A 12,150-nucleotide genomic window follows, 5' to 3' on the forward strand; every position below is an offset into this window, starting at 1 on the left:
ATACGGATGTCGCTCGTAACGCTGTACTCCTCCGCACTCCGCCCGCGCCGTCGGTTCATCCCTGCCGGCGGTCGTCGGCTCGGGTCCCCACCGGACTGAGCCGGAAGCCGTTTCCAACGTTCCGAGAGGTTGTTCGTGTCGGCCAGCACATCCCGTACGCTCCCGCCGGAGATCGCCGAGTCGGAGTCTGTCATGGCGCTCATCGAGCGGGGAAAGGCTGAGGGGCAGATCGCAGGCGACGATGTGCGCCGGGCCTTCGAGGCTGACCAGATTCCGCCAACCCAGTGGAAGAACGTACTGCGCAGCCTCAACCAGATCCTCGACGAGGAGGGTGTGACGCTGATGGTCAGTGCCGCAGAAGCGCCCAAGCGCACCCGCAAGAGCGTCGCAGCGAAGAGCCCGGCAAAGCGCACCGCCACCAAGACTGTCGCGGCCAAGACGGTCACCGCCAAGAAGGCCCCCACAGCCCCGGCCATCCCATCGGCGGACGCCGGCGACATCCCGGCCGACGAGGCCGTGGCGTCCCCCGCGAAGAAGGCCGCCGCCAAGAAGGCCACGGCCAAGAAGACGGTCGCGAAGAAGACCACCGCAGCCGCCGCCAAGAAGACGGTCGCGAAGAAGACCACCGCCAAGAAGGACGTCACCGACGAGCTTCTCGAGGCCGACGAGGTCATCGAGGAGGCCGCACCGGGCAAGCCCGGTCCCGAGGGCGCCGAGGCCGAGCCCGAGAACGCGGGCTTCGTACTCTCCGACGAGGACGAGGACGACGCCCCCGCGCAGCAGGTCGCCGCGGCCGGTGCCACGGCCGACCCGGTCAAGGACTACCTCAAGCAGATCGGCAAGGTCCCGCTGCTCAACGCCGAGCAGGAGGTCGAGCTCGCCAAGCGCATCGAGGCCGGTCTGTTCGCCGAGGACAAGCTCGCCAACTCGGACAAGCTGGCCCCCAAGCTCAAGCGCGAGCTGGAGATCATCGCCGAGGACGGCCGCCGCGCCAAGAACCACCTCCTGGAGGCCAACCTCCGTCTGGTGGTCTCCCTGGCCAAGCGCTACACGGGCCGCGGCATGCTCTTCCTGGACCTCATCCAGGAGGGCAACCTCGGTCTGATCCGCGCCGTCGAGAAGTTCGATTACACCAAGGGCTACAAGTTCTCCACGTATGCCACCTGGTGGATCCGTCAGGCGATCACCCGCGCCATGGCCGACCAGGCCCGCACCATCCGTATCCCGGTGCATATGGTCGAGGTCATCAACAAGCTGGCGCGCGTCCAGCGCCAGATGCTCCAGGACCTGGGCCGCGAGCCCACCCCGGAGGAGCTGGCCAAGGAGCTCGACATGACCCCCGAAAAGGTCATCGAGGTCCAGAAGTACGGCCGTGAGCCGATCTCGCTGCACACCCCGCTGGGCGAGGACGGCGACAGCGAGTTCGGTGACCTCATCGAGGACTCCGAGGCGGTCGTCCCGGCCGACGCGGTCAGCTTCACCCTGCTCCAGGAGCAGTTGCACTCCGTGCTCGACACGCTCAGCGAGCGTGAGGCGGGCGTGGTCTCGATGCGCTTCGGCCTCACCGACGGCCAGCCGAAGACCCTCGACGAGATCGGCAAGGTCTACGGCGTGACGCGTGAGCGCATCCGTCAGATCGAGTCCAAGACGATGTCGAAGCTGCGCCACCCGTCCCGCTCCCAGGTCCTCCGGGACTACCTGGACTGATGCGGACCGCCGCCGCATAACCGAAGCGGTACAGCGCGAAGGCCGGGCCCCTCGAGGGCCCGGCCTTCGCGCTGTCGCGGCGCCATGTTCCCCGCTTGGCCCACTCGGGATGCGGTTTGCGGCACAGGGGGTAACTCTGAGTGTGCGAGACGCTCCGTATGGTCAGGAGGCTGCATGCGTACGTCGCTCCGCTCGCTCCTCGTCGTCCTGGTGGTGCCGCTGGCCGCCGCGCTCGCGATGGTGCTCACCGCGCCCGCTCCGGCGACGGCCGACCGTGTCGTGATCGGCGGGCATCCGGCCCGTACGGTCGAGGCGCCCTGGACGGTGGCCCTGGCCAGCCGTGCGCTCTTCGGGGAGAAGAGGTCGGGCCAGTTCTGCGGCGGGGCGGTGGTGGGGCCCACGAAGGTCGTCACGGCGGCCCACTGCCTGAGCCGTGGCGTGCTCGGCATGGACTGGCGGCAGGTCAAGGACCTCAGGGTGATCATCGGCCGCAATGACCTGCGGAAGAGCGACGGGGTGGAGTACCCGACGGCGCGGGTGTGGGTCAATCCGGCGTACGAGGGCGACAACAGGGCCGGGGACATCGCGGTCCTCACCCTGGGGGTCGCGGTCCCGGCGGCCTACACCATCCCCATGGCGGGCAGCGGCGACCGGGCGTACCGGCCGGGGGAAAAGGCCGCGGTGTACGGCTGGGGCGATACACAGGGCGATGGCAGCTATGCGTCGGCGCTGCGCACGGCGTCGGTGCAGGTGCTGGCCGACACGGTCTGTGAGCGCGCCTATCCGGGCAACGCGGAGGGGGATTACGACCCGCGGTCCATGGTCTGCGCGGGGCTGCCGGACGGGGGCCGGGACGCCTGCCAGGGGGACAGCGGAGGGCCGCTGGTCGCCCGGGGGCGGCTGGTGGGCCTGGTGTCCTGGGGCAGCGGATGCGCGGTGGCGGGGCGACCCGGGGTTTACACGAGGATCTCGGCGGTGGCCGATCTGGTGGCCGCCCATGGCTGATGCGGAATCCGGCGATGGCGGTGAATGCTGGAGGGAGCCCCGGAGGGCCCGTGGGGTTGGTGCGGACGGGCCCGCGAAACGAGCGTGGGCGGCCGCCCCACTCGGGGGCAGACCGCCCGGGATCCGGCCCTGGGCCGGCGTCGCTCGTCGTCGTGTGGGTGTGAGGCGTCAGCGTTCGTCGTCGGACGCGGACGCCGGAGCTGCGGTGAGCCGCTCGGTCTCGTCCTGTATTTCCGCGGCGATCTTCTTGAGTTCCGGCTCGAACTTGCGCCCGTGATGGGCACAGAAGAGCAGTTCACCACCGCTGATCAGCACCACGCGCAGGTACGCCTGGGCGCCGCAGCGGTCGCAGCGGTCAGCGGCCGTCAACGGGCTCGCGGGGGTCAGAACAGTAGTCACGTCGCCTCTTCTCTAGCTCGACGAGCTGTCGTACCAGGGTCAACATCCAACCAGCCTGAAATCGTTCCCGCTCGTGGCTTTTTCCCAAAAATTGCTTCTGAGTAGGCCGGATGGTGACGTTTGGCGGCGAATGAGCCGTATTGCCTAGCTTTGGTGTATCGAGTCGTTTGTCTGGTTCACCCTCCCGGCCGGGTTGCCGGTTGTGAATGATGACGTGCCCGGAGCCTAAATGGTTCATGCCTGAAAGGGAACGTGATGTGTGCGTCACCCCCGCCGGATATCGAACGTACGAGCGAAACGGTGGCCGGTGCGACTAGCATGGACGTTTCAATGGGTGGCGGCACAAAGGCTCTATCAGGCCCCAGTACGCTCTGACGGGCGACCATGCCACCATCGTGCCCATTGCTGGGCCAACAAGAAATTCAGCGAGGAGCGAACCGCGTGACCGCCGACACGTCCGTGCCGTCCACTGCGCTGCTGACCGGAGCAGACCGGGGCGGCTCCAACTACACCGCGCGGCACCTTCTCGTCCTCGAGGGGCTCGAGGCAGTGCGCAAGCGCCCTGGCATGTACATCGGCTCGACCGACAGCCGTGGCCTCATGCACTGCCTCTGGGAGATCATCGACAACTCGGTGGACGAGGCCCTGGGCGGCTTCTGTGACCACATCGAGGTGATCCTCCACGAAGACGGCTCCGTGGAGGTGCGCGACAACGGCCGGGGCATTCCGGTGGACGTCGAGCCCAAGACCGGGCTGTCCGGCGTCGAGGTCGTGATGACCAAGCTGCACGCCGGCGGGAAGTTCGGCGGCGGCTCGTACGCGGCCTCCGGCGGTCTGCACGGCGTCGGCGCCTCCGTGGTGAACGCGCTGTCCGCCCGCCTCGACGTGGAGGTGGACCGCGGCGTGACCCACGCGATCAGCTTCCGCCGCGGCGTCCCCGGGATCTTCACCGAATCCGGGCCGGACGCTCCGTTCGACCCGTCCAGCGGCCTCCTCAAGGGCAAGAGGGTTCCCAAGACCCGCACCGGCACCCGCATCCGCTACTGGGCGGACCGCCAGATCTTCCTCAAGGACGCCAAGCTCTCCCTGGAGACGCTGTACGCCCGCGCCCGGCAGACCGCGTTCCTGGTGCCGGGGCTGACCCTGGTCGTCCGGGACGAGCGGGCCATGGAGGGGCGGGAGGGACCGGTCGAGGAGACCTTCCGCTACGACGGGGGGATCAGCGAGTTCTGCGAGTACCTCGCCCAGGACAAGGCCGTCTGCGATGTGCTGCGGCTCTCCGGGCAGGGCAGCTTCAAGGAGACCGTGCCGGTCCTCGACGAGCGCGGCCATATGACGCCCACCGAGGTCACCCGCGACCTGGGCGTCGACATCGCGCTGCGGTGGGGCACCGGATACGACGCGACCGTGAAGTCGTTCGTCAACATCATCGCGACCCCCAAGGGCGGCACCCATGTCGCCGGCTTCGAGCGCGCGATCGCCAGGACGGTCAACGAGGCGCTGCGCTCCGCCAAGCTGCTGCGCGTCGCCGAGGACGACGTCGTCAAGGACGACGCCATGGAGGGCCTGACGGCGGTGGTGACCGTCCGGCTGGCCGAGCCGCAGTTCGAGGGCCAGACCAAGGAGGTGCTGGGCACCTCGGCGGCCTCCCGGATCGTGGCCAATGTGGTCTCCAAGGAGCTCAAGGAGTTCCTGACCTCCTCCAAGCGGGATGCCAAGCAGCAGGCCCGTGCCGTCCTGGAGAAGGTCGTGGCCGCGGCCCGTACGCGCATCGCGGCCCGCCAGCACAAGGAGGCGCAGCGCCGTAAGACCGCGCTGGAGTCCTCTTCGCTGCCCGCGAAGCTGGCCGACTGCCGCAGTGACGACGTGGGCCGCAGCGAGCTGTTCATCGTCGAGGGGGACTCGGCGCTGGGTACGGCCAAGCTGGCCCGGAACTCCGAGTTCCAGGCGCTGCTGCCGATCCGCGGCAAGATCCTCAACGTCCAGAAGTCGTCGATCTCGGACATGCTCAAGAACGCCGAGTGCGGTGCGATCATCCAGGTGATAGGGGCCGGGTCGGGCCGGACCTTCGACATCGACCAGGCGCGCTACGGCAAGGTGATCTTCCTCGCCGACGCCGATGTCGACGGCGCGCACATCCGCTGTCTGCTGCTGACCCTCTTCCAGCGCTATATGCGGCCGATGGTCGAGCAGGGACGGGTCTTCTCGGCGGTGCCGCCGCTGCACCGGGTGGAGCTGGTGAACCCCAAGCGGGGGCAGAGCAAGTACGTCTACACCTACTCCGACCAGGAGCTCCAGGAGACGCTGCTGGACCTCCAGCGCCGCGAGGTCCGCTACAAGGACGGCATCCAGCGCTACAAGGGTCTCGGTGAGATGGACGCCGACCAGCTCGCGGAGACCACGATGGACCCGCGCCACCGCACCCTGCGGCGCATCAACATCAGCGACCTGGAGGCCGCCGAGCGCGCCTTCGACCTGCTCATGGGCAATGAGGTCGCGCCCCGTAAGGAGTTCATCACCAACTCGGCGGCGACCTTGGACCGGTCGCGCATCGACGTCTGACGTCCGGCCCGTCGCCACGGCCGGTTCGGCGGGGTCTCTCACTGGGGAGGCCCCGTCGGCGGTTTCCCGCCCGGCCCGCTTCCGGAGCGCCGATTCCGGGCTGTTCATCACCTGGGTCACCTGATGGGGTGAACGTCCGGTATTGAAGGGTCTTGGATCTTTCTGATCTGCCCATCCTTGGTCACGCGGCGAATGCGGTGGTGAACAAGGAGTGTTCGGGGTGAACATGTACAACGCTCGCGACAGGGGAGCGGCGCGGGTGGAAGATCCGTGGTACGACACGCTCGCGTCCGGCTCGGGCGAGCCTGACGACACGGACAGCGGAACTCGGCGCGCGGGGCTGCCCGCCGCCCGGGAGGTCTACACGGAGGTGCACGGCAGCGCCGCGTTCCAGGAGGTGCGCCGGCGCTACCGCCGGTTCGTCTTCCCGGCGGCAGCCGCGTTCCTCCTCTGGTACCTCGCCTATGTCGTCGCGGCGACCACCGCCCCCGGTCTGATGGCCCGCCCGGTCGTGGGCACGCTCAATGTGGCGATGGTCGCGGGGCTCGGGCAGTTCGCCACCACCTTCCTGCTGACCTGGGCGTACGCCCGGCACGCACGGCTGCGCCGGGACCGGGTCGCGCTCGAACTGCGCTGGGTGACGCAGGAGATGATGCGGGGGCGCGGCCGGTGACCGGCGATCAGCGGAGCCTGGCGCTGCTGCTCTTCGGCGTCTTCGTGGCGGCCACCTTGGGGATCACCACCTGGGCGGGGCGCCGACGGCACCGCTCGCCGGAGGAGTTCTACGCGGGCGGGCGGCTGTTCTCCCCGATGGAGAACGGCTTCGCCATCGCGGGTGACTACCTGTCCGCCGCCTCCTTCCTCGGCGTCTCCGGGCTCATCGCGCTCTTCGGCTACGACGGGGTGCTCTACTGCGTGGGCTTCTTCGTGGCCTGGCTGGTGGTCCTGCTGCTGGTGGCCGAACTCGTCCGCAACTGCGGCCGGTTCACCCTGGCCGATGTGCCGGCCGCCCGGATGCGGGAGCGCCCGGTCCGGATCGCCGCGGGCGTCTCCTCGGTCACGGTCTGTGTGCTCTATCTCGTGGCCCAGATGGTCGGCGCGGGCAGTCTGGTCGCCCTGCTGATCGGGGAGACGGGCGGCCGAGCCCGCGCCTGGACGGTGATCGGCGTGGGCACCCTGATGGTGGTCTTCGTGGCGCTGGGCGGGATGCGGGCCACGACCTGGATCCAGATCGTGAAGGCCGTACTGCTGATGGGCGGGGCGATCGCGCTGACCACCCTGGTGCTCATCCGCTTCCGCGGCGATCTCGACGCCCTGCTCGGCACCGCGGCGCGCAACAGCGGACATGGCGTGGACTTCCTCGCCCCCGGGCTCACCTACGGCGGCGGCTGGACGGCCCGGCTGGACTTCATGAGCCTCGGCCTGGCCCTGGTACTGGGCACCGCCGGGCTGCCGCACATCCTCTCGCGCTTCTACACCGTGCCCACCGCCCGCGCCGCCCGCCGCTCGGTGATCTGGTCCATCGGGCTGATCGGCGGCTTCTACCTGATGACGATCGTGCTCGGCTTCGGCGCGGCGGCCGTGCTGGGCACCGATGCCGTACGGGCCTCCCATGCCGCCGGGAACACGGCCGTTCCGCTGCTCGCGCTCGACCTCGGCGGCGGCGCCGGATCGACCGGGGGCACGGTGCTGTTCGCGGTCGTCGCCGCTATCGCCTTCGCCACCATCCTCGCCGTCGTCGCCGGGATCACGCTCGCTTCCTCGGCCTCCGTCGCCCATGACCTGTATGGCGCGCTGAGCCGAAGGGCGGGCCGCACACCGCGCGGCGAGGTGGTGGTCGCGCGGATCGCCGCGGTGGGGATCGGGGCGGCCGCGATCGGGCTCGGGCTGCTCGCCGACGACCTCAATGTGGCGTTCCTGGTGGGGCTCGCGTTCGCCGCCGCCGCGTCGGCGAACCTCCCGGTGCTGCTGTACTCGCTGTTCTGGCGGCGGTTCACCGCGCGTGGCGCGGTGTGGTCGGTCTACGGGGGGCTGCTTCCGGCGGTGGTGCTGGTGGTGCTCTCCCCGGTGGTCTCCGGCGGCCCGGACGCGATCTTCTCCGGGGTGGACTTCCACCTCTTCCCGTTGCAGAACCCGGGCCTGGTCTCGGTGCCCCTCGGGTTCCTCGCGGGCTGGCTCGGAACGGTCACCTCACCCGCCCCCGCCGACGTCCCCGGCCATGCCGCCAAGCACGCCGAGACGGAGGTGCGGGCCCTCACCGGGGCGGGCGCGGCCTGACAAGCAGGGGTTACGGGCGGGGTTCAGACCCACACATACCGGTGCTCGGGGCGGCCGGTCTCGCCGTATTTCAGGCTGAGCCGCACCCGCCCCGTGCGCTCCAGCAGCTTCAGATAGCGCTGTGCGGTCTGTCGGCTGAGCGAGGAGCGCTCGGCCACCTCCTGCGCCGACAGCGGGCCCTCGGCGCCCCGCAGCACCTCCCGTACGAGATCGGCGGTGAGCACCGAGTGGCCCTTGGGCAGCTCCGCGGGGCCCGCCGAGGCGCCGCCCAGGGCGCCGAAGATCCGGTCCACCTGGTCCTGTCCGGCCTCGCCGTCGCCCTCCAGCGCGCGGCGCAGCGCCGCGTACCCCTCCAACTTGGCGCGCAGCCCCGCGAAGGTGAAGGGCTTGACCAGGTACTGGAGCGCGCCATGGCGCATCGCCGCCTGGACGGTCGCGATATCGCGGGCCGCGGTCACCATGATGATGTCGGTGTGGTGGCCGAGCTGCCGCAGCCGCCGCACCAGCGACAGCCCCGTCTCATCCGGCAGATAGTGGTCCAGCAGCACCAGGTCGACGGGGGTGGTCTCCAGGGCGGCCAGCGCCTCGGCGGCGGAGTGCGCCTGCCCCGCGACGCGGAAACCGGCCACCTTGCCGACGTACGCGGCGTTGACCCGGGCCACCCGGACGTCGTCGTCCACGACCAGCACCGCCAGAAGCCCGCCCGGTCCGGATCCAAGGGTCATCGCGGCTCTCCTGTCGCGGTCAGCGGTGCCCCGGCCGGCTGTTCGGCCAGTGCCTCGGGGAGGACGACGGTGAACTCCGCGCCCCCGCCCTCGCGGTCGGACACGCGGACGCTGCCACCCTGGCGTTCGGCCAGGCGGCGGACCAGCGCGAGCCCTATGCCGCGTTTGCCGTGCGCGGGCGGCTCCTTGGTCGACCAGCCCTCGGTGAAGACCACATCGCGCCGGTCGGCGGGTATCCCGGGGCCGGTGTCGGAGACCCGCAGCAGCACCGTACGGTCGTCCACGCACAGCTCCACCTCGACATGCGGCTCCCGCGAACCGACCGCCGCGTCCAGGGCGTTGTCGATGAGATTGCCGACGATCGTCACCAGCCCCGGCGGGTCCACCAGCCGGTTGGGCAGCAGGCTGTCCTCGGCGACGGACAGCGAGACCCCGCGTTCGGTGGCGACCGCGGCCTTGCCGACCAGCAGGGAGGCCAGCAGCGGATCGTGCACCCGCTCGGTGACCTGCTCGGCGGTGGCCCGGTGCACTCCGATCGCCTCGGTGATGAACTCCATCGCCTCGTCGTGCAGTTCGAGTTCGAGCAGGCCCAGGAGGGTGTGCATCCGGTTGGCGTGCTCATGGTCCTGCGCCCGCAGGGCGTCGATCAGCCCCCGGGTGCCGTCCAGCTCGCGGCCCAGGCGCTCCAGTTCGGTGCGGTCGCGGAGAGTGACCACCGCACCGCCGTCGTCCGTCGGCATCCGGTTGGCGACCAGCACCCGGCCGCCGCTGACGGTCAGCAGATCGGCGCCGGTGACCCGGCCGGACAGCACATCGGTCGTACGGCCCGGCGCGAGCACCGCCTCCAGGGGCCGGCCGGTGTCCTCGGGGCACAGATCCAGCAGCCGCTGCGCCTCATCGTTGATCAGCCGGATGCGGCCCTGGGCGTCCAGGGCGACGACGCCTTCCCGGATGCCATGGAGCATCGCCTCGCGCTCGGCGAGCAGCGCGGAGATATCGGAGAAGGCCAGATCATGGGTGCGTCGCTGGAGCCGTCGGGCCACCACATACGCCGCCAGGGCGCCGACGGCGAGCGCGCCGCCCGCGTAGGCGAGCATCTCCGGGACCGAGGCGACGAGCCGGGCGCGCACGCTCTCATAGGAGATGCCCACCGAGACGGCGCCCACGATACGGCCGCTCTCGGCGCGCAGCGGCACCTTGCCGCGGGCCGACCGGCCGAGGGTGCCCTCGTCGATCTCCATGATCTCCCGGCCCTCTATGGCGTCGGTGGGGTCGGTGGAGACATGCTTCCCGATCTCGCCCGGAGAGGTGTGCGACCAGCGCACCCCGCGCCGATCCATGATCACGACATATTCGGCGCCGGTCGCCCGGCGGATGCGCTCCGCCGCGGTCTGCACGGGCCCGTCGGGGATGGGCCGGGTGTGCTGGAGCGCCTCGGCCAGCCGGGGCTCGGCGGCCGTGGTCTGGGCGATGGCGAGGGCGCGGCGCATGGCCTGGTCGTCGAGGTGGTCGCTGAGCGGCGCGAGGAAGAGGCCGGTCGCGAGCACGGTGACACCCGTGGCGATGGCGAGCTGCATCAGCAGGACCTGGGAGAAGACGCGTCGGGGCCAGCCGATGCGCCACCTTGTGGCCGTGGCTGCCTGCCCCGGCGGTATCGCGGCGCTCATGGCAACGAAGGGTAACCAAGGGCGGGCCGGAGGGACCGCGCCAGGACCCGGGGGCGGGGCCCGGCAGGTGCGTCTCCGGGGTGGCGCGGGTTCAGGGAGCGGGGCGGCGGTCTCGGAGGGCGACGGGGGCGGGGCGTGGGCTCAGAGGCGGCCGGCGGCCATCGCCCGTACGTCGGGTGCGGGCCGCCGGGCGGCCCGGATCCCGACAACCTCCATCCGGGCCGGGGAGCCCAGCGGGAGACCGCAGCTCTCCGGCCGCGGCGGCGCCGCGGCGACCTGCGCGACGCTCACCCGCCAGGTCCGGCCGTCGCGGTGCGCGACGGTCACGGACCAGACCGGGGCCTCGCCCTCGGTCCCCGCGACGGTCAGCGCGTCGGCCCCGTCCTCGCCGGTCAGCTCGCGGACGGCCAGCTCCGCCGCCTGGCCGGGGCGCTCCCAGGCGGAGCGGCCGCGGCAGCCCTCGGTGACCACCCGGCCCTGCCGCAGCGCCTCGATGACGTCCTTGACGCCTTGTGCGGTGGCGCGGCCGTAGGTGTAGCCGTGCGGCAGCACGACGAGGGTGGGGGAGAAGCGATGGCCGCCGATATGGGTGATCTCCCAGGTGCCGTGGACACCGGAGGCGGCCAGCTCACCGGCCAGCGGGCGGCCGAGGAGGGCGCAGCAGCGGTCGCGCTTGCCGTTGGTGCACACCAGCACCAGTGGATCGCCGGTGTACTCCTCCCAGGCCGCGGGGTCGTGGGGGCGCAGGGTGAGCTCGCCGGGGTCGCCCGCGCCCAGCGCGGCGAAGTCCAGACCGAGCAGCCCCGCGGGGTCGTCCAGGGCGGTGGTGCGGATCCAGGAGCGGCCGGGCCGGGTGTGGGCCACGAAGACCCGGTGCCGGGCGCCGGTGTGCAGATCGGCGTGACGGCCGGGGCGGCGGATCAGCGCGACCCGTACGCCGGTGTTCTCGGCGGCGTGCTCCAGCGCGCGTCCGAGGGCCCTGTCCAGTCGGCTGGCGGTGAGGGCCTCGGTGCCCCAGGGCCCGGGCTGTTCCACCAGCAGCCAGGTGGGGGCGGTGGCCGCCGTCCCGGCGAGCGGCTCGGACAGGTCGCGGGAAGCGGTCGCGCACGTGCTCACGAAGGTAAGCCTAACCTCTCTTGATCGATAGTGCGCGCCGGAGTCGTGAGCGCGAGCGGTGAGCGCGCGCCGGATCGCGCCGTGCGTGTGTACCGGAGCCCCCGGAAGAACGAGCGGCGGGAGCCGCATGGGCGCCTTACGGTCCGCATACGGCGGAGGGCGGCAGTCCGCATCCCGCCGTGTGCCTGCCGTTCCATGGCGTGGGAGCCGGGCGCGACAATGGCGCTTCGGGGGTGGAGGGGGCGGATATGGGCGGTTTATGGGCACGGTGGCGCAGGCGCCGGGGGAGACGCGGGGCGCGCTCGCTGGACCCCGGGCTGAGGGCGATGGTGAGGGCGGCCTACGACGAGGGGCGGCCGATTCCCGAACCGCTCGCCCGTAAGGCGGCCGAGGCCGGTGATCCGCGGGGGATGACCGTCTACGGCATCGGGCTGGGCGAGCGGGGCGCGTACGCCGAGGCGGTCCACTGGCTCGGCAAGGCCGCCGCGACGGGTGACCTCTCGGCCATGGTGGTGCTCGGCACCGTCCATCTGGACCACGGTGAGCTGGGTGAGGCGGAGCGGCACTTCCGGCGGGCGGCGGACCGCGGCCACGCCGGTGCGCGCCTCGCCCTCCGGCAGTTGCGCGCCCGGCGCAACGGCAGTGGCCACTGACAGGCGTGGCGCGGCCCTCCGCCGCCCGCGAGGGTCGGG

Annotated in this window: 10 protein-coding genes; 6 read left to right on the forward strand and 4 right to left on the reverse strand. The window is 71.3% G+C overall.

The genetic code is table 11. From position 1 onward, the window contains the following. The first annotated feature begins 135 nt into the window (after positions 1 to 135). Both KN815_RS11950 and KN815_RS11955 read left to right on the forward strand, forming a co-directional pair. Entirely contained in the window at positions 136 to 1,707 is a 1,572-nt protein-coding gene (locus KN815_RS11950; RefSeq protein ID WP_216341766.1) for an RNA polymerase sigma factor, read from the forward strand. 174 nt (positions 1,708 to 1,881) lie between these two features. Continuing rightward, complete coding sequence (locus KN815_RS11955) at positions 1,882 to 2,712, forward strand: S1 family peptidase (RefSeq protein WP_216341767.1); 831 nt, start codon at positions 1,882 to 1,884, stop codon at positions 2,710 to 2,712. Between the two features lie 168 nt (positions 2,713 to 2,880). Here the strand turns inward: KN815_RS11955 and KN815_RS11960 are convergent, their stop codons facing one another. After that, complete coding sequence (locus KN815_RS11960) at positions 2,881 to 3,111, reverse strand: DUF7455 domain-containing protein (RefSeq protein WP_030842698.1); 231 nt, start codon at positions 3,109 to 3,111, stop codon at positions 2,881 to 2,883. A gap of 441 nt (positions 3,112 to 3,552) precedes the next feature. Between KN815_RS11960 and KN815_RS11965 the strand changes: the two genes are divergently transcribed. The 3 genes from KN815_RS11965 to KN815_RS11975 all read left to right on the forward strand — a co-directional run bounded on the left by KN815_RS11965 (position 3,553) and on the right by KN815_RS11975 (position 7,950). Then, positions 3,553 to 5,673 carry a DNA gyrase/topoisomerase IV subunit B gene (locus KN815_RS11965; protein WP_216341768.1) on the forward strand — a complete coding sequence of 707 codons (2,121 nt, stop codon included), beginning with the start codon at positions 3,553 to 3,555 and terminating at the stop codon, positions 5,671 to 5,673. 220 nt (positions 5,674 to 5,893) lie between these two features. Further along, positions 5,894 to 6,346 carry a DUF485 domain-containing protein gene (locus KN815_RS11970; RefSeq protein WP_216341769.1) on the forward strand — a complete coding sequence of 151 codons (453 nt, stop codon included), beginning with the start codon at positions 5,894 to 5,896 and terminating at the stop codon, positions 6,344 to 6,346. Continuing rightward, the gene (locus tag KN815_RS11975) at positions 6,343 to 7,950 is read left to right on the forward strand and encodes a monocarboxylic acid transporter (RefSeq protein WP_216341770.1); all 1,608 of its coding nucleotides are present in this window, start codon (positions 6,343 to 6,345) and stop codon (positions 7,948 to 7,950) included. The genes KN815_RS11970 and KN815_RS11975 overlap by 4 nt, the downstream gene beginning before the upstream one ends. Positions 7,951 to 7,973: 23 nt before the next feature. Here the strand turns inward: KN815_RS11975 and KN815_RS11980 are convergent, their stop codons facing one another. The 3 genes from KN815_RS11980 to KN815_RS11990 all read right to left on the reverse strand — a co-directional run bounded on the left by KN815_RS11980 (position 7,974) and on the right by KN815_RS11990 (position 11,458). Continuing rightward, on the reverse strand, positions 7,974 to 8,675 hold the full coding sequence (locus KN815_RS11980) for a response regulator (RefSeq protein ID WP_216341771.1): 702 nt from the start codon (positions 8,673 to 8,675) through the stop codon (positions 7,974 to 7,976). Then, on the reverse strand, positions 8,672 to 10,342 hold the full coding sequence (locus tag KN815_RS11985) for an ATP-binding protein (RefSeq protein ID WP_216341772.1): 1,671 nt from the start codon (positions 10,340 to 10,342) through the stop codon (positions 8,672 to 8,674). The genes KN815_RS11980 and KN815_RS11985 overlap by 4 nt, the downstream gene beginning before the upstream one ends. A 141-nt stretch (positions 10,343 to 10,483) precedes the next feature. Next, entirely contained in the window at positions 10,484 to 11,458 is a 975-nt protein-coding gene (locus KN815_RS11990) for a ferredoxin family protein (protein WP_216341773.1), read from the reverse strand. Between the two features lie 326 nt (positions 11,459 to 11,784). Between KN815_RS11990 and KN815_RS11995 the strand changes: the two genes are divergently transcribed. Further along, positions 11,785 to 12,111: an SEL1-like repeat protein gene (locus tag KN815_RS11995; RefSeq protein WP_253208910.1), complete on the forward strand. Its 327-nt coding sequence runs from the start codon at positions 11,785 to 11,787 to the stop codon at positions 12,109 to 12,111. Positions 12,112 to 12,150 lie beyond the last annotated feature (39 nt).

Origin of the sequence: Streptomyces niphimycinicus (genome assembly GCF_018883605.1) — a bacterium.
Taxonomy (GTDB): domain Bacteria; phylum Actinomycetota; class Actinomycetes; order Streptomycetales; family Streptomycetaceae; genus Streptomyces; species Streptomyces niphimycinicus.